16 protein-coding genes and 1 pseudogene are annotated in these 17,758 nt (G+C 67.0%); 7 read left to right on the forward strand and 10 right to left on the reverse strand.

Features of this window, described 5'->3' with window-relative positions; translation table 11 throughout:
- Positions 1–97: 97 nt before the first annotated feature.
- From I6F12_RS29620 to I6F12_RS29640, 5 genes and pseudogenes are all read right to left on the reverse strand, one after another.
- A pseudogene (locus I6F12_RS29620) lies at positions 98–218 on the reverse strand (sulfite exporter TauE/SafE family protein); the annotation flags it as partial.
- Positions 219–282: 64 nt separating this feature from the next.
- Positions 283–1,539 (reverse strand): CCA tRNA nucleotidyltransferase, encoded by a 1,257-nt coding sequence (locus I6F12_RS29625; RefSeq protein WP_225157825.1) that lies wholly within the window; start codon positions 1,537–1,539, stop codon positions 283–285.
- A gap of 10 nt (positions 1,540–1,549) precedes the next feature.
- Positions 1,550–1,813 (reverse strand): DUF6111 family protein, encoded by a 264-nt coding sequence (locus tag I6F12_RS29630; protein ID WP_036013774.1) that lies wholly within the window; start codon positions 1,811–1,813, stop codon positions 1,550–1,552.
- Positions 1,810–2,481, reverse strand: a complete 672-nt coding sequence (locus I6F12_RS29635) for a CoA pyrophosphatase (protein WP_036024826.1) — start codon at positions 2,479–2,481, stop codon at positions 1,810–1,812. Before I6F12_RS29635 ends, I6F12_RS29630 begins: the two co-directional genes overlap by 4 nt.
- 2 nt (positions 2,482–2,483) lie before the next feature.
- Positions 2,484–3,095 (reverse strand): DUF1285 domain-containing protein, encoded by a 612-nt coding sequence (locus tag I6F12_RS29640; protein WP_225147874.1) that lies wholly within the window; start codon positions 3,093–3,095, stop codon positions 2,484–2,486.
- Positions 3,096–3,364: 269 nt separating this feature from the next.
- On the opposite strand from I6F12_RS29640, the gene I6F12_RS29645 reads away from it, so the two are divergent.
- The 6 genes from I6F12_RS29645 (at position 3,365) to I6F12_RS29670 (ending at position 13,271) form a co-directional block, all read left to right on the forward strand.
- The gene (locus I6F12_RS29645) at positions 3,365–4,363 is read left to right on the forward strand and encodes a MoxR family ATPase (RefSeq protein ID WP_025038173.1); all 999 of its coding nucleotides are present in this window, start codon (positions 3,365–3,367) and stop codon (positions 4,361–4,363) included.
- A complete protein-coding gene (locus I6F12_RS29650) occupies positions 4,363–5,307 on the forward strand; it encodes a DUF58 domain-containing protein (protein ID WP_225157826.1) in 945 nt (314 codons plus the stop codon). The genes I6F12_RS29645 and I6F12_RS29650 overlap by 1 nt, the downstream gene beginning before the upstream one ends.
- The gene (locus I6F12_RS29655; RefSeq protein WP_225157827.1) at positions 5,304–8,114 is read left to right on the forward strand and encodes a DUF4159 domain-containing protein; all 2,811 of its coding nucleotides are present in this window, start codon (positions 5,304–5,306) and stop codon (positions 8,112–8,114) included. Before I6F12_RS29650 ends, I6F12_RS29655 begins: the two co-directional genes overlap by 4 nt.
- A gap of 7 nt (positions 8,115–8,121) precedes the next feature.
- Positions 8,122–10,185 carry a hypothetical protein gene (locus I6F12_RS29660; RefSeq protein ID WP_225157828.1) on the forward strand — a complete coding sequence of 688 codons (2,064 nt, stop codon included), beginning with the start codon at positions 8,122–8,124 and terminating at the stop codon, positions 10,183–10,185.
- 143 nt (positions 10,186–10,328) lie between these two features.
- Positions 10,329–10,736 carry a DUF2946 domain-containing protein gene (locus I6F12_RS29665; protein WP_036013788.1) on the forward strand — a complete coding sequence of 136 codons (408 nt, stop codon included), beginning with the start codon at positions 10,329–10,331 and terminating at the stop codon, positions 10,734–10,736.
- 144 nt (positions 10,737–10,880) lie between these two features.
- Complete coding sequence (locus tag I6F12_RS29670; protein ID WP_225157829.1) at positions 10,881–13,271, forward strand: TonB-dependent receptor; 2,391 nt, start codon at positions 10,881–10,883, stop codon at positions 13,269–13,271.
- 279 nt (positions 13,272–13,550) lie between these two features.
- Here I6F12_RS29670 and I6F12_RS29675 read toward each other — a convergent pair whose 3' ends face one another.
- The 3 genes from I6F12_RS29675 to I6F12_RS29685 form a co-directional block, all read right to left on the reverse strand.
- Complete coding sequence (locus tag I6F12_RS29675) at positions 13,551–14,066, reverse strand: N-acetyltransferase (RefSeq protein ID WP_057026259.1); 516 nt, start codon at positions 14,064–14,066, stop codon at positions 13,551–13,553.
- Between the two features lie 92 nt (positions 14,067–14,158).
- Complete coding sequence (locus I6F12_RS29680) at positions 14,159–15,100, reverse strand: glycosyltransferase family 2 protein (RefSeq protein WP_036013795.1); 942 nt, start codon at positions 15,098–15,100, stop codon at positions 14,159–14,161.
- 87 nt (positions 15,101–15,187) lie between these two features.
- Complete coding sequence (locus tag I6F12_RS29685) at positions 15,188–15,679, reverse strand: NUDIX domain-containing protein (protein WP_036013806.1); 492 nt, start codon at positions 15,677–15,679, stop codon at positions 15,188–15,190.
- 106 nt (positions 15,680–15,785) lie between these two features.
- On the opposite strand from I6F12_RS29685, the gene I6F12_RS29690 reads away from it, so the two are divergent.
- Positions 15,786–16,670, forward strand: coding sequence for a metallophosphoesterase (locus I6F12_RS29690; RefSeq protein ID WP_036013809.1), 885 nt, complete (start codon positions 15,786–15,788; stop codon positions 16,668–16,670).
- Between the two features lie 120 nt (positions 16,671–16,790).
- On the opposite strand, the gene I6F12_RS29695 is transcribed toward I6F12_RS29690, so the two are convergent.
- Positions 16,791–17,345 carry a hypothetical protein gene (locus tag I6F12_RS29695; RefSeq protein ID WP_225147879.1) on the reverse strand — a complete coding sequence of 185 codons (555 nt, stop codon included), beginning with the start codon at positions 17,343–17,345 and terminating at the stop codon, positions 16,791–16,793.
- Between the two features lie 184 nt (positions 17,346–17,529).
- Entirely contained in the window at positions 17,530–17,739 is a 210-nt protein-coding gene (locus I6F12_RS29700) for a hypothetical protein (protein WP_036013800.1), read from the reverse strand.
- Positions 17,740–17,758 lie beyond the last annotated feature (19 nt).

Genomic DNA, 17,758 nt, shown 5'->3' on the forward strand with positions numbered 1-17,758 from the left:
GGTTTGTGCGCGCGAAGTTCGCCTGACGCGACGCCGCCAGATTTTCGCCACATCAGATGCTCCTCAGACGCCAAGAACGCCATTTCAGCCGGCGTCGTTAGACCACGAGCTGCCTCGCCGCTGCCGAGATCATCACCAGCCCGCCGGTGATCACGGCGGCATCGAGGATCGCGGTGCGGATGTGCACCGGCATCGACGAAGGCCTTGGCGAAGAACGCCGGGCACGGCCATACCGAAGCAGAAGCTGCAGAAGCGAGATATCGGAGAAGCCCGAGACGATGGTCAATCTTTCTGGTCGCCTCTGATGCGGGCCACGGCTTGATCGGCGAGCGTAGCGAGCGCGGCTTCTTCCAGCGGGAAATCCGCCGCGAGCCAGGCGTCTTCAGCGAGCGCCAACACATGGCCGAGCGCAGGTCCTTCGGCGAGACCGCGGGCGATGAAATCGGCGGCCTTCAGCGGAAATTTGGGTGCGGTCCAGCGCTGCGGCAGCTCGGCGAGCGCGCGCCAGCGCGGCGAATGCACGTCAGCGGCGGCGCGTGCCCAGCCAAGCAATACGCGATCGTGATAGCTCTCGGGCCCGAGCCGGTACAGCAAGCGCCGTGCATTGGCTTCGTCCTTGGTGGCGAGGCGCCACCAGCGGTGCCCCATCGAATCCAGCGCCTTGGCCTCGGCATTGGAGAGCCGCAGGCGCACGGCGAGGCGCTTGGCGTCTTCGGTGACGGCGACCGAGAGCGCGGCCAGGCGCCGCGTGCTGCTGGGCCTGAGGCCGAGTTCGCGCTCGATCGCGATCATCGTGTCCAGGGGACCCGTATAGACGACGCCGCCGATCAGCGTTTGCAGCAATCCGCCCTCGGCCATGGCCCGCGCGGCCGCAGCCGCACCGCCGGCGACCAGCAGCTTGAGCATCTCCATGCGCACCCGCTCGGCCGACAGGCTGGCCAGGCCCGCGCGTCGGCGGATGCAGGCGAGATAGCCGTCCGGGTCGGGATCGCCGGCGCCGAAGGCGGCATGGATGCGGAAGAAGCGCAGGATGCGTAAGTAATCCTCGGCGATGCGCTGGTCGGGATCGCCGATGAAGCGCACGCGCCGCGCCTTGGCGTCGTTGATGCCGCCGACATAATCGTAAACCACACCGCGTGCATCGACCGACAGGCCGTTCATGGTGAAGTCGCGCCGCTCGGCATCCTTCACCCAGTCGCGGCCGAACGCGACCTTGGCCTTGCGGCCGAAGGTCTCGGTGTCCTCGCGCAGCGTCGTGACTTCATAGGGGTGGGCATCGATCACCAGCGTGACCGTGCCGTGGTCGATGCCGGTCGGCACGCTCTTGATGCCGGCAGCCTTGGCCCGCCGTATCACCTCGTCCGGCAGCGCCGTGGTCGCGATGTCGATGTCACCCGGCGCAAGGCCGAGCAGCGCGTTGCGCACGGCGCCGCCGACCACACGCGCCTCCTCGCCATGGGTGCCGAGCAGCGCCAGGACGCGCGCGGTGCCGCCTGCGGTCAGCCAGGGCGCATCGGCGAGTAAAGGCTCCGCGCTCATGGACCCGCCCCTACTTTTCCGTGCCCGGCACGAGCTTGCCGTCCTCGATATGGGCGGGGACGTAGGTCGAATCCGGCGGCGCGCCGGAGAACTCCGCCAAGCCGATGAGGCCGGCGATGACCAGCACGATCGCCACCAGCGCAAGACGCGCGACGATCGCGACCGGCCATGAGGAGCGTGCGAACACACCGGACCGCGTCGCCGCCAGGAACAGCGCATAGACGGCAAAGGGGATGAGGAAGATTCCGATCTCGGTCAGAACCGTCCGGATCATGACGAATAGATCCGCTCATACAGCACACGCAGCATGCCCGCCGTCGCCCCCCAGATGTAGCGTTCCGCGAACGGCATCGCGTAGTAGGACCGCGGCGTGCCGCGGAATTCCTTGCTGTGCACCTGGTGGTTCACCGGATTCATCAGGAAGGATAGCGGCACCTCGAAGGCATCATCAACCTCGGAATGGTTGATGCTGAGCGAAAAGCCCGGCCTGACCTTCGCCACCGTCGGCAGGATGCGGAAGCCGAAGGCGGTGCCGTAGAGATCGAGATAGCCGAGCGGCTCGACGAAGTCGCGTGCCAGCCCGACCTCCTCCTCGGCCTCGCGCAGCGCCGCATCGAGCGGCGAGGCATCGATCGCGTCGATCTTGCCGCCGGGAAAGGCGATCTGGCCGGCATGGTCGTTGAGATGCGCCGAGCGCTGCGTCAGCAGGATGGTGGGCTCGGGATGGTCGACCACCGCGATCAGGACCGCTGCGGGACGCACCGGCTGCTCGCGCGCGATGATCTCGAGCATCTTGTCGGTGCCGGGATCGCCCGAGGCGGGGATGATGTTGGGATCATAGAGGCCGGGCGGCACGTCGAAGCCGAGCCTCGCCTTGGAGCGGGCGAAGAAATCCGCAGCGCCAAGCGCGACCGGCTCGTTCGTCAGGATAGGGTTGTTCAAATTCAAAGCGCCGCCCTCACCTGCTCCGCATCGGCCATGGCGAAGAACTCGCCGGCCGACTCGACACCGAACATCGGCTGGCCATCGACCATCCGCTCCTCGCCCATGTCAACCAGATCGTAATAGAGCGCGCGCGTCACCTTGGCCCAGAGGTCCGCGCGGACGTGCAGATAGGGCGTCAGCCCGCCATCCCTAGCCTGCTCGAAGCGCAGCCGGTGCGCCGCGTCGCAGGTGACCCAGTCGTCGACATTGGTGCGGAAGTGCAGCACGCGATGGCTGCCCTCGCCGTCCTTCTGCATCTCGACCGCCATGAACGGCGCATCGTCGACGCGGATACCAACCTTCTCCACCGGCGTGACCAGGAAATGCTTGTCGCCCTCGCGCTTGAGAATGGTCGAAAACAGCCGCACCAGGGCGGGACGCCCGATTGGCGTCCCCATGTAGAACCAAGTACCATCGGAGGCGATTCGGATGTCGAGATCGCCGCAAAACGGCGGATTCCACAGATGCACCGGAGGCAGGCCTTTTTTGGCGCCTTCGGCATTGGCAGCGCTTTTGGCGGCGGCAGTCAGTCCCTCGAGACCCCGATCGGCGCTCTGCCCTTGGTTCGCCATGGTTTGCCCTGACTTTGTGATTGGCACGATTGGTGCAGGTCTACGTTGTACTTAGGTGCGCGGTTCCATCCGGAATAGCCCAGGTGCGGAGGTCGCCACTTCGTGATGCCGTACATACCCCGAAGCCGATAAGGTGGGGATAGGTTAATTCAACGAATACATGGCTTTCCTGCAAGTCTAGCATGGGGCCCATGATCTGGCGTGATGACCTGACGTGACAGGCTGACGATGCAAGCAAGCCGCGTTGCACAGGCTGAAGGAGCAAGCGAATGGCGGAGAGTGTCGAGAAACTCGAGGACGGGATCGTCCGTTCGGCCGAGCAGGTGTCGAGCCAGGTTCGCGCGGCCAAGGACGCGATCGCCTCGGTCATCTTCGGCCAGGATCGCGTGATCGAGAACACGCTGGTCACCATCCTCTCCGGCGGCCATGCGCTCCTGATCGGCGTGCCGGGCCTTGCCAAGACCAAGCTGGTCGAGACGCTCGGCGTCACGCTCGGTCTCGACGCCAAGCGCATCCAGTTCACGCCCGATTTGATGCCTTCCGACATTCTCGGCGCCGAAGTGCTGGACGAGAGCACCGCGGGAAGGCGCGCCTTCCGCTTCATTGCCGGTCCCGTGTTCGCGCAGCTCCTGATGGCCGACGAGATCAACCGCGCCAGCCCGCGCACGCAATCGGCGTTGTTGCAAGCGATGCAGGAGCAGCACATCACCGTCGCCGGCGCGCGTCACGATCTGCCGAAACCGTTCCACGTGCTCGCGACGCAGAACCCGCTGGAGCAGGAAGGCACCTATCCGCTGCCCGAAGCCCAGCTCGACCGCTTCCTGATGGAGATCGACGTCGACTATCCCGACCGCGATGCCGAGCGCCGCATCCTGTTTGAAACCACGGGCGCGGAGGAGACTCTGGCCAAGGGCGCGATGACGCCGGATGCGCTGATCACCGCGCAGCGCCTGATCCGGCGCCTGCCGGTCGGCGATTCCGTGGTGGAGGCGATTCTCTCGCTGGTGCGCTCGGCCCGCCCGGGTCCGGACGCCGGCGAAGCCGGCAAGTTCATTGCCTGGGGCCCCGGCCCGCGCGCCAGCCAATCCCTGATGCTGGCGGTGCGCGCGCGTGCGCTGATCGACGGCCGCCTCGCACCCTCGATCGACGACGTGCTCGACCTTGCCGAGCCCGTGCTGAAGCACCGCATGGCGTTGACGTTCCAGGCGCGCGCCGAAGGCCGCACGATTCCGGACGTGATCCGGCAATTGAAGACACGGATCGGTTGATGGCAGCGGAGAACGGGCGGGCAGCGAAGGAGATATTGGCGATCCGACGTGCAGATGGCGAAAGCCGCACGCTCGCCGCTTCGTTGCCGCGCTTGGTGCTCGAGGCCCGCCGCATCGCCGCCAACGTCATCCACGGCCTGCATGGACGGCGCCGCGCCGGCTCGGGCGAAAACTTCTGGCAGTACCGCCGCTTCGTCTCGGGCGAACCGTCGCAGAACGTCGACTGGCGCCGCTCGGCGCGCGACGACCATCTGTACGTGCGCGAGCTGGAATGGGAAGCCTCGCACACGGTCTGGATCTGGCCGGACCGCTCGCCCTCGATGGCGTTCGCCTCGAAGACCGCGCGCGTGTCCAAGCTCGAGCGGACACTGATCGTCGCCTTCGCACTGGCCGAGCTGCTTGTCGCCGGCGGCGAGCGCGTCGGCATTCCCGGGCTGATGGCGCCGACCGCAAGCCGCAGCGTCATCGACAGGATGGCGCAGGCGATGCTGCATGACGATGCAGACCGACTGAGCCTGCCGCCATCCTTCGTTCCGGCCGCGCTGGCCGAGATCATCGTGCTGTCGGATTTCTGGTCGCCGATCGCCGAGATCAGGACGACGCTCGCCGGGCTGTCCAGCTCCGGCGCGCACGGCACGATGGTGCAGGTGGTCGATCCCGCCGAGGAATCGTTCCCCTATTCCGGCCGCGTCGAGTTCGTCGAGCCCGAAGGTTTTGGCGTGATCACCGCCGGCCGCGCCGAGAGCTGGGCGCAGGATTACACCGCGCGGCTTGCGCTGCACCGCGACCAGATCCGTGCCGAGACCAACAAGCTCGACTGGCTGTTCACGACGCACGCGACCGACCGCTCCGCCGCCGAACTCTTGCTGTTCCTGCATGCCGGCATGCAGGTGAGCAAGTCCGGCGCACGCACCACGACGATCAAGGCGGGGCCGGCCACATGATGGGATTGCCGCTCGCCTTCACGCAACCGCTGCTCCTGATCGGCCTCGTCAGCCTGCCCGTGCTGTGGTGGCTCCTGCGCGTGATGCCGCCGCGGCCGCGCCGCATCGAGTTTCCGCCGACGCGGCTGTTGTTCGACATCACGCCGCGCGAAGAGACGCCCTCACGGACGCCGTGGTGGCTGACCGCGCTTCGCCTGCTCGCCGCCGCGCTGGTGATCTTCGCCGCCGCCGGCCCGATCTGGAATCCGCAAACGGGCGTCGCCGGGAGCAAGGCGCCGCTGATGATCATGTTCGACGACGGCTGGAGCGCCGCATCGCACTGGGACGTCAGGATCAGGACCGCCGATGAGCTTATCGCCAATGCCGACAATGACGGCCGCGGCATCGCGCTGGTGCCGCTGTCCGAGCCGAACCGCGACATCACCCTGATGCCGGCGGGTGCGGCGCGCGTCGCGCTGCGGCAGCTGGCGCCAAAGCCCTATTCGATCGACCGCGTCGAGACGCTGGCGGCGGTCGACCGTTTCCTCAAGGTGACCGGCGACTGCGAGATCGCCTGGCTCTCGGACGGCGTCGACACCGGCCGCGGCGAGGACTTCGTGGCCGGCCTCGGCAAGACCATCGGCGATCGCAGCCTGACCGTGTTCCAAGGCGGCACCTCCTCGCCGTTGGCCCTGGTCGCCGCCGAGAATGCCGCAGCGAAGATGACGGTGAAGGTGCTGCGCACCGACAGCGGGATCGCGGTCGGCACGGTGCGCGCGCTGGACCAGAAGGCCTCCCCGATCGGCGAAGCGCGCTATTCGTTCGGCCCGCAGGACAAGGAAACCGAGGCGGCGTTCGACCTGCCGGTCGAGCTGCGCAACGACATCACGCGACTGGAAATCTCCGGCGAGCGCTCCGCCGGCGCGGTGCAGCTGCTCGACAAGCGCTGGCGCCGCCGCGCCATCGGCATCATCTCGGGCGCGACCAGCGAGACCGCGCAGCCACTGCTGGCGCCGACCTTCTATCTCACCCGCGCGCTGGCGCCGTTCGCCGACGTCCGGCTCGCCGACAAAGGCTCGCCTCAGCAGGGCATCACGCAGTTCCTCGACCAGAAGCTGCCGATGATCATCCTCGCCGATGTCGGCACCATCGCCCCCGAGCTGCGCGAACGCCTCAATGCCTGGATCGACCAGGGCGGCGTGCTGGTGCGGTTCGCTGGGCCCCGGCTGGCACAGGCGGAGGACGACCTCGTGCCGGTCAAGCTGCGCAAGGGCGGCCGCACGCTCGGCGGCAGCCTGACCTGGGAGAAGCCGCAGCATCTCGCCTCCTTCGCCGCCGACGGTCCGTTCGCCGGGGTCGCAGTGCCGAAGGACGTCACCGTGAGCCGGCAGGTGCTGGCCGAGCCCGACGCCGTGCTCGCCACCAAGAGCTGGGCCTCGCTGGAAGACGGCACCCCGCTCGTCACCGGCGAGCATCGCGGCAAGGGCCTCGTCAGCCTGTTCCACGTCAGCGCCGACATGCGCTGGTCTGACTTACCGATGTCGGGCACCTTCGTCGAAATGCTGCGGCGGGTGGTCGACATGTCCGGCTACACCGCGAAGCCCGGCGCTGGCGTTGCCGGCGAAGCGACCACTGAGACCGTGGCGCCGCTGCACATCCTCGACGGATTTGGCGCGTTCGGTCCGCCGCCCGCGACGGCCAAGCCGCTTCCTGCCGATTATCGCGACCGCGCCACATCAGATCATCCGCCCGGCTTCTACGGTCCGGCAGAAGGACCGCTCGCCGTGAACACGCTTGCCAGCGCCGACCGCATCGCCGCCCTGAACACCGCGAGCCTGCGCGCCCGGCACGCCACCTACACCAATGCCGAGCCGCGCGACTTGCGCGGCTGGCTGCTGTCGACGGCGCTCGCGCTGTTCCTGATCGACGCCATCATCATCGCGGTGCTCGGCGGCGGCATTGCCGCGCTGCTGCGCCGCCGCGCCGCGCCCGCGATGATCGTGCTGGTCCTGCTCGCGGGATTCGCGGCGCTCTCGCCGGCGCCGTCGCGCGCCGACGGCGTCACGGACGAGTTCGCGATGAAGTCGGTGTCGCAGACCCGCCTCGCCTATGTCGTCACGGGCAATGCGGATGTCGATTCCATCGTCAAGGCGGGAATGAACGGGCTGACGCTGTTCCTGGCCCAGCGCACGGCGCTCGAGGCCGGTGATCCCGTCGGCGTCGATCCCGCGCGCGACGAGCTCGCGTTCTTCCCGCTGATCTACTGGCCGATCGTGCCGGGCGCGCCGAAGCCGCCGCAGGACGCCATCAACAAGATCGACGTCTACATGAAGCAGGGCGGCACCGTGCTGTTCGACACCCGCGACGCGATCGAGGCGCCGCCCGGCGCCAACGGCGCGGCGCAGACCCCAGCGATGCAGACGCTGCGCGAGATCCTGTCCTCGCTCGACGTGCCCGAGCTCGAGCCGGTGCCGCGCGAGCATGTGCTGACCAAGACCTTCTATCTGCTGCGCGACTTCCCCGGCCGCTTCACCGCGGGCCAGACCTGGGTCGAGACCTTGCCGCGCGAAGACGACGATGAGAGCGCGCAGCGGCCGGCGCGCGGCGGCGACGGCGTCTCGCCGATCATCATCACCTCGAACGACCTGGCCGGCGCCTGGGCGGTGCGGCCCGACGGACAGGCCATGCTGCCGGTGACCGGCGGCGACCCCCGCCAGCGCGAATTCGCCTACCGCGCCGGCGCCAACATCGTGATGTACACCCTGACCGGCAACTACAAGGCCGACCAGGTGCACGCTCCGGCGCTGATCGAACGGCTGGGGCAATAGGATCGACATGAACTACGGCATCGCGTTCACACCGCTTGTTCCTACCATCGTGCTGTGGCTCGCGCTCGCCGCGATCGTCATTGTCGCGCTCGTGCTGCTGCTGGCGCGCGCGCGCGGCGCCGCGGTGCGCGTGGCCGCGCTGGCGCTGTTCCTGCTGGCGCTTTCCAATCCCTCCTTCACCCGCGAGGACCGCGATCCCCTCACCTCGGTCGCCGCTGTCGTCATCGACAAGAGCCCGAGCCAGAACTTCGGCAACCGCAATCGCGAAGCTGCGCAAGCGCAGGAGGCGCTGGTCGACAGCCTGAAGAAGATCAAGGGCCTCGAGGTCCGTGTCGTCGAAGCCGGACAGGCCGACGGCGAGACCGACGGCACCAAGCTGTTCGGCGCGCTGGCCTCGGCCTTGGCGGACGTCCCGGTCGACCGCGTAGCCGGCGCGTTCCTGATCACCGACGGCCGCGTCCACGACATTCCCGCGAACGCCGCCGCGCTCGGCTTCCAGGCGCCGGTGCACGCGCTGGTCACGGGCCAGAAGGACGAGCGCGACCGCCGCATCGCGATCACCGCCGCGCCGCGCTTCGGTATCGTCGGGCAGAGCCAGACCATCTCCTATCGCCTCGACGACCAGGGTGTCACCGGCGAGCGCGCCAGGGTCATCGTCCGCCGCGACGGCGAGGTCATCAACGAGCGCACGCTCTCCAGCGGCCAGGCCGCGAGCGTCGACGTCGACATCAAGCATGCCGGGCCGAACATCGTCGAGATCGAGGCCTCGCCGCTCGAACGCGAATTGACGCCGGTGAACAATCGCGCCGTCGTCGCCATCGACGGCGTGCGCGACAAGCTGCGCGTGCTGCTGGTCTCGGGCGAGCCGCATTCGGGCGAGCGCACCTGGCGCAACCTGCTCAAGTCCGACGCCAGCGTCGACCTCGTGCATTTCACCATTCTGCGCCCGCCGGAGAAGCAGGACGGCACGCCGATCAACGAATTGTCGCTGATCGCGTTTCCGACCCGCGAGCTGTTCCAGCAGAAGATCAACGAATTCCAGTTGATCATCTTCGACCGCTATGCCCGCCAGGGCGTGCTGCCGATCCCCTATTTCGAGAACATGGCGCGTTACGTGCGTGCAGGCGGCGCCGTGCTGGTCTCGGCCGGCCCCGACTATGCCTCGAACAGCAGCATCTGGCGCACGCCGCTCGATTCGGTGCTGCCGGCCGAACCGGTCGGCGTCACCGAGAAGCCGTTCTATGCGCATCTGTCGGACCTCGGCAAACGCCATCCCGTCACGCGCGGGCTGGAAGGCTCCGCCAGCGAGCCGCCGCGCTGGAGCCGGTTCTTCCGCACCGTCGATACCCGCAATGCGGTCAACCCGCCCGTCATGACGGGCGTCGACGGCAAGCCGCTGCTGTTCCTGTCGCGCTTCGGCGAGGGCCGCGTCGCGCTCCTGCTGTCCGACCACATCTGGCTGTGGGCGCGCGGCTATGAGGGCGGCGGTCCGCATCTCGACCTGCTCAGGCGGATGTCGCACTGGCTGATGAAGCAACCCGATCTCGACGAAGAGGCGCTGCGCCTCCAGGTCCAGGGCAAGGACCTCGTCGTGGTGCGTCAGACCATGGCGGACAGCGTCCAGCCCGTCAGCGTGACCTCGCCGTCGGGCGTGTCGCAGGATCTGACGCTGAGCGCCGGCGATCCCGGCGAGTGGCGCGCCAGCCTGCCGGCGAGCGAACTCGGCCTGTGGCAGGCCACCGACGGCACGCTGAAGGCGTTGATCAATGTCGGCCCGACCAATCCGAAGGAATTTTCGGAAGTCACCTCGACGGTCGATACGTTGAAGCCGCTGACACAGGCGACGGGCGGCGATGCCGTGCGCGTGGCTGCTAGCTCGAGCGTCGAGCTGCCGCGCATCCTGCCGGTGCGCTCGGTCGGCATGTTCCACGGCGACGGGTGGATGGGTGTGCGGATGCGCGATGCCAGCGTGGTCAAGGGCGTCGGCGTGCTGCCGATCTTCTCCGGCCTGATCGGCCTGCTGCTGCTGCTCGGCGCATTTGCGGCGACCTGGGTGCGCGAGGGGCGGTAGTTGCCCGAACGACACATCGGCTTGGCGGCTTGCATGCGCCGATCCCCCCGCCGTTGACATCGGTGAACCGGTCGGGCGATGTTATACTATAACATCGCGGCGTCCTGGGATTGACGCCTCGGTGTGGGGGTGGCGTTTTCCAGATGAAGTGGTTCCGGTCGAATAGCAGGCACGGCGCCCGGCTCGCGTTGTTCGCGATGCTGGTGCAGCTCGCGCTGACGTTCGGCCACAGCCATTGGTTCGCGCAGGCCGCGCCTTTTGCTCAATCATCGGTCCAGCACATCGAAGGCGGCGCCAAGGACGTTGCAGCAACCGACGGCGCCGCCGTCGAGAAGCAATCGCCCTCAAGTCCCGACCGCGAGCATTCGCGCGACGAGAGTTGCGCCATCTGCGCCATCATTGCGATGGCGGGCACGATCGTGTCGGCGACGCCGCCCGTGCTGTTGCTGCCGCAGGCGATCGAGCTGCTCCGGCGCAGCCTCGACGCCGAGTTCGCTCATCTGACATCGGCCCGCACGGCGTTCCAGCCGCGCGCCCCTCCTGCGTCCTGACTCCAACGCTTGATCACACCCAGCCTCGCCGCACATCGGCAAGTGCCTGGGAGAAGTTGAAGTCGAATTCCGTCGCGTCGCGACGGCAGGCCGCCTCCGATCAGCAGAGCATCATCCGGACGGCGCCTGAGTGGAATCAGGACCATGTCATTTCAATTGCGACGCGCGCAGCGCCTTGGCGGAGCAAGCCTGCTCCTGCTCGGCGCCGCCGCTACATCCGCGTTCGCCCAAGACTCGGCACAACGACCGGCACAAGACAAATCGTCGACCGAGCTCCCCGCCATCACCGTAACGGCGCCGAGCCCGATCGTACGCAGAGCAGTGGTGCCGATCCGCAACGCAGGCCGCGGCACGCGGACCGCGCGGGTGCGCAGCCGCGAGCAGACGGCTGAAGCGGCACCGGCAGCTCCCGTGCCCGCCGCGCCTCAGCAAGGCGTGCTGCCTGTTGTGACCGATCAATTCGCGACCGTCACCGTGGTGCCGAACGAGGAGATTCGGCGCAACGGCGGCGGCACGCTCGGCGATCTCCTGTTCTCCAAGCCCGGCATCACCGGCTCTGAATACGCACCCGGCGCATCCAGCCGCCCGATCATTCGCGGGCTCGACACCAACCGGGTCGGCATTATCGAGAACGGAACAGGCAGCAACGGCGCGTCCGATCTCGGCGAGGATCACTTCGTGCCGATTGATCCGCTGGCAGCCACCCAGGTCGAGGTCATCCGCGGACCGGCGACGCTGCGCTACGGCTCCACCGCGATCGGTGGCGTGGTCAGCGCAACCAACAATCGAATTCCGGATGCCTTGCCGTCCTGCACGGCGCCCTTTCCGACTTACGGACTCCCGACCAAGGCGCCGCTCGCAAACGTGGGATCGCCGGGCTGCATCACCGCGGAAACGCGGACGGCCGTAACTTCGGTCGATCGCGGGACCGAAGGTGCCGTGCTGCTCGATGCCGGCGGCGGCAACTTTGCCTTCCACGCCGATGCCTTTGGCCGCAAGGCCGGCGACTACAACATCCCGAGCTATCCGTTCTTGACGGACCCGACGCTGCCGTTCAACGGACGCCAGCCGAATTCGGCATCGCAGGCCTACGGCGGATCTGTCGGCGGCTCCTACATCTTCGACGGCGGCTACGTGGGCGCGGCGATCACGCAGCACAACGCGCTCTATCACATTCCCGGTATCGAGGGCAGCGAGTTCCTGACGCGGATCGACGGACGACAAACGAAGTTCACGACAAAAGGCGAGTATCGGCCGGATGCGGCGGCGATCGATGCGATCCGGTTCTGGGCCAGCGCCACCGACTATAAGCACGATGAGGTCGGGCTCGCCGACTCTGCCGACCTCGGCTCCCTCGGCGTGAGACAAACCTTCACCAACAAGGAACAGGAAGGCCGCGTCGAGGTGCAGCTTGCGCCGTTCGACGTCCGCTTTGCTGCACTGACCACCGCTGTGGGCGTTCAGGCGTCGCACCAGAAGCTGACCGCGCCGAGCCCGGACGATCCAGGCAGCCCGGTCAACGGACTGTTCGATCCGAACAAGAATACAAAGGTCGCCGGGTACATCTTCAACGAGTTCAAGTTCAGCGAAGCCACCAAGGCTCAGATCGCCGGGCGCGTCGAGAGTGCAAGGTTGAGCGGCACGGCGCCGGCCTTCGTCCCCGATGTGTTCGACCTCGCCGTCGATCCGGCCGCGATCGGCCCCGCAACGGCGGTCAACCGCAACTTCACGCCGCTGAGCGGGAGCATCGGCCTGATCCACAGCCTTCCTTGGGATCTGGTCGCCAGCATCACCGGCCAATATGTCGAACGCGCGCCGAAACCGGCGGAATTGTTCTCGCGCGGCGGCCACGATGCCACCACCACTTTCGACATAGGCAATCCCAATCTCGGCATCGAGACCGCCAAGTCGGTCGAGGCGGGACTGCGACGGGCGGTAGGTCCGCTTCGCTTCGAAATCACCGGCTACTACACCAAGTTCAACGGCTTTATCTACCGCCGCCTGACGGGCAACACGTGTGAGGACGGCGTTTGCCAGCTTGGCGCTGGCCTCGAACTGAATCAGGCGGTCTATTCGCAGCGCGACGCGACATTTCGTGGCGGCGAATTCCAGTTCCAGTACGACGTGATGCCGGTCTGGAACGGGATCTGGGGCATCGAGGGTCAATACGACATCGTGCGCGCGACCTTCGACGACGGCACTAACGTGCCACGCATTCCGCCCCAGCGGCTGGGCGGTGGTGTGTACTATCGCGACGCCGAATGGTTTGCCCGGATCAACCTGCTGCACGCGTTCGCGCAAAACGACATCGCACCGATCGCGGAGACGCCGACGCCCGGCTACAACCTGCTAAGGGCCGAGGTCAGCTACAAAACGCAGCTCGATCAACGTTGGTTCGGCGCGCGCGAGATGCATGTCGGGCTCGTCGGCAACAACCTGCTCAACGAGAATATCCGCAATGCCGTCTCCTTCAATAAGGACCAGGTGCTGTTGCCCGGCATCGGCGTCAGGGCGTTCGCGAACTTCAAGTTCTAGGTAACGACACGCGCCGTCATTGCGAGGAGCCCTTGCGACGAAGCAATCCAGACCGCCTCCGCGGAAAGACTCTGGATTGCTTCGCTGCGCTCGCAATGACGGAGTATGACGCGCGCAGCGGCGCGTCTTCTCGACGGTCTCTTAGCCGGATGAGATACGAGCAGTGTCGTAGCCCGGATGGAGCGTAGCGTAATCCGGGGTTCTCTCGTTGCGGAAGACCTTCCCGGATTGCGCTGCGCTCCATCCGGGCTACGGCGTTTCCAACGACGCGCGCCGCTCCTATGTCCGCGCTTTGCTCCAGTCCGGGCCGACCGCGCCCGACACACCCTCGAAGGCGCCGTCGACGAGCTCGAACACCAGGATGCGCGCGGCATCGACCGGGCCGGGCATGGTGACGCGGCCCTTGGCGACCTGCTTGAAGCCGACGCGGCCGTAATAGGGCTCGTCGCCGACCAGCAGCACGAGGCGGTGGCCTTTTTCCCTGGCGTCCTTCAGCGCGCGCTCCATCAACTGACGGCCGATGCCGCGATCGCGGAACGGCGGCTCGACGGTGAGCGGCCCGAGCAGCAGTGCCGGCGTTTGGCCGATCAGAATCGGCAATTGCCTGACGGAGCCGACCAGGAGCGTGCCGATACGGGCCGTGAAGGACAGTTCGAGCAGATGGTCGACGTGCTCGCGGATCCGGTAGGCGCTCAGCACGAAGCGGCCGGGGCCGAAGGTGCGTTCGTGCAGCCGCTCGATCGCCTGAGCGTCGCCGGCGGCTTCGGGAAGAATGGTCAGTGAGAGATCGTTCATGTCAATTCGCGGAGTAGCACTTGCGCCTGCGAAGGTCCATGGGCGGCGGCGGTGCCCCGTTTACCTCCCGGCGGGCGAAGTGCAAGCCTGGCTCAACCTGCGTTCCGTTTCGACGCCGGCTGGGACAGATAGGCCAGCATCTTCATCTCCCGCCGCCCTCGCGTCACCGTATCGAGCACGAGCCCTGACGACACCGACAGCAAGGCCATGATCATCAGGCCCATCGACAGCACGGCAGTGGGCAGGCGCGGCACGAGGCCGGTTTCGATGAAGGTGATCACGATCGGAATCGCGAAGATGATCGACGCCAGCGCCAGCAGGATTCCGATCACCGTGAAGAAGCGCAACGGCCGCTCGCTGCGATAGAGCTTCAGCATGGTGCCGAGGATGCGAAAGCCGTCGCGCCAGGTGTTGAGCTTGGAGAACGAGCCTTCGGGGCGCGCATAATAGGGCGTCTCGACCTCGGCAACCGGCAGCGACAATTCCAGCGCATAGACCGCAAGCTCGGTCTCGATCTCGAAGCCGTCGGAGAGGACGGGAAAGGATTTGACGAAGCGGCGCGAGAACACCCGGTAGCCGGACAGGAGGTCCTTGAAAGCGTGGCCGAAGGTGTCGGACAGGAAGCCCGTCAGCATGCGGTTGCCGGTGCGGTGGCCGAGCCGGTAGGCAGCCTGGACCTGATCGACGCGAAGCCCGACCACCATGTCGAGATGCTCGTCGAGCAGCTTGTCGATCATGATGGGTGCGCTCGGCGCATCGTAGGTGGCATCGCCGTCGACCAGCACATAGACGTCGGCCTCGACGTCCGCGAACATGCGGCGCACGACGTGACCCTTGCCCTGCCGGCGCTCGCTGCGCACGATCGCACCGGCTTCGCGCGCGACCGCGGCGGTCCGGTCGCGCGAATTGTTGTCGTAGACGTAGATCTCCGCCGCGGGCAGCGCCTTGCGGAAATCGGCAACGACGGTCGCGACCGCGGCCTCCTCGTTGTAGCAGGGCACCAGCACCGCGATACGAAGTTGCGTTGTGGTCATCAGGGCAGCACTCCGAGGCTTGTCGGCTCGCGCCCGAGCGGCGTGGCCTGCCGTGCGCGTCGAGCGGGTTACTAGCACAAGCCGCCCTCAGCGCCACGTCGCAATCACGGGCCTGCCATCGAGCACTTCGGCGATCCGCAGCCGCGTGCCGGGCGTGGTGCCCTCGGGCAATGCGGCATTGTCGAAGAACCCGCATTCGACGATCTCGCGGTTGGGCTCAGGGACGCGGTCCTGCCTGAACTGCCTGACCACGTAGACCGCGACGTGGTCGCGGCGGGAGACGTGGCTATTGAGGAAGACGCCGTGCAGGATCGCCTCGCCGGTCAGATCGATGTCGCCCTCCTCCTTGAGCTCGCGCCGCAACGCCTCTTCCATGGTCTCGCCGAAATCGACGCCGCCGCCAGGCAAATACCAGCCGCTGACGTAGCTATGCCTGACCAGGAAGACACGATTGTCGGCATCCAGCACCACGGCACGGACGCCGAGCGTCATGCCGCGGACGAGCAGGAAATAGCCGTGCAAGAACCGCCGCAGCAGCGGCTCGGCTTTCCGTCGGGCTCGGTTCAGACGTTCTCCCATCAGGCTCCTCGACGCCCCGTTTCAGGCCCTGCTTGCGCGGGGCGCGCGACCTTGCCATTACAGCGGAGCAATAGCGAGGCATTCGCGCGCCATGACTCCCTTCACGCTGGCTCCCTTCACGCTCGCCCACCTGTCCGATCCGCATCTGGCGCCTTTGCCGAAGCCGCGGCTGATCGAGCTCGCGGGCAAGCGCGCGTTCGGCTATGTCAACTGGACGCGCAACCGCCACAAGTACCAGCGCCGCGAGGTTCTCGACGCGCTCGTCGCCGACATGAAGGCGCAGGCGCCCGACCACATCGCAGTGACGGGCGATCTCGTCAACCTGGCGCTGGAGGCGGAGTTCGCACCGGCGCTGGCCTGGCTCGAAAGCGTCGGCCCGCCCGACCGCGTGACCGCGATCCCCGGCAATCACGACGCCTATGTCAGCGCGACGCGTCATCGCTTCGGCGAGACGTTCCTGCACTACATCGCCGCGGACACACCCGGCGGCGCAGCCTTCCCAGCGGTGCGCCGGCGCGGGCCGCTTGCCCTGATCAGCCTGTCCACGGCGGTGCCGACCCTGCCGCTGATGGCGACCGGCACGCTCGGGCGCGATCAGCTCGCCGCGCTTGCGGAGGTGCTCGAGCGGCTCGCCGCGGAAGACGTCTTCCGCGTGCTGCTGGTGCATCATCCGCTGAAGTCCAGCGCGCGGGCGAAGCGGATGACGGACGCGCCGGAATTGCTGGGACTGTTGAAGCGCCACGGCGTCGAGCTGGTCCTGCACGGGCACGACCACATTCATTCGACGATGTGGTTCGAGGGTCCAAACGGCAACATTCCCGCGCTCGGCGTGCCGTCGGCCTCCGCGCTGGCGCACGGACGTTATCCGGCGGCGGCGTACAATCTGTTCACCATCGAGAAGGACAATGCCGGCTGGCGCTGCGAGCAGACGGTGCGAAGCCTCGGGGCGGGGTTTCAGGTTGGGCAGATCAAGCATGTGCGGTTGATTTAGTTGGCTGTTATTCCGGGGCATGCGGAGCATGAGCCCGGAATCCATCGGGCGGCAGTATATGCTGAGGAATGGATTCCGGGCTCGCGCCTCGCGCGCCCCGCAATGACGAAGGAGAGAGCCTCACCAGCTCCGCAAGACCGCAAGCACTGCCACCCCGAACAACGCGGCAGCGCCGAGCACGAAGCCGAACACGAATGGCCACAGGCGCGAGCGGCGCGGCGGCGCGGCGGCCGGGGCTTGCGGTTCGGGCTGGACCACCATCGCACGCTCGCGCTCGACCATGCGGCGCGCGACATAGTCGGTGACGGCCTCGACGATCACGGCGGTGTCGTGCGATTCGGCGAGCACGATGCGGCCGAAGCGGGTGTCCTGGACGAAGCGGTACATCCGCTTGTCGCGGCCCATCACGATATGGGCGACGACGTCGATCCACAGCCGCGGCGTATCGCCCTGGCTGATGCCGCGGTCGAACAGGTCGATCTGATCAGGCACCTGCGCGAACAGGGGATCGAGCGCGTCGTTGAGGATCTCGAGCCGTGCCACCTCGGCGTCGCGCAAATCGACGACGACGCCGGTGCGGTCGGCCGCCTCGATCCGCGCGCGCAGCAGCGCATCGCGCAGCCGCACCGGGCCCGGCTGGCCGGGATGGGTCCCGCTGGTCTCGGGCTCTGACATTGTCGGCCTCGTCCTCGACTTATGCCCATTAACCTATCAGCAACCAAACCCTCCGCAAAGACCTACAATTCCAGAGACTTACGGCGCCCACAGCCGTTTCACCTGTGCCAAAAACAGACGATCCCACCCAGGCAGGGCCTGGATGGGACCATCCGTCCTTGGACGTCTTCTTAAGTCGGGGCGATCAGGCCGAGACCCGCGAGGGCTCTTCCACGATCGAGAAGCGGACGCCGGCCTTGTGACGGCTTTCTTCCGAGACTTCCTTCCAGCACTCTTCGGCTTCCTTGCGGGTCTTGAACGGACCTTTGACCTGGGCCGAGCCTTCCACGAGCTTGTGGAAGTTCATCGAACCGAACTCGCCGCCGATCACCCAGAAATTGCTGCCTTTGGTCATTGTCAGTCTCCTGTTGAGG

This window comes from Bradyrhizobium sp. IC4059, assembly GCF_020193615.1.
Classification (GTDB): Bacteria; Pseudomonadota; Alphaproteobacteria; order Rhizobiales; family Xanthobacteraceae; genus Bradyrhizobium; species Bradyrhizobium yuanmingense.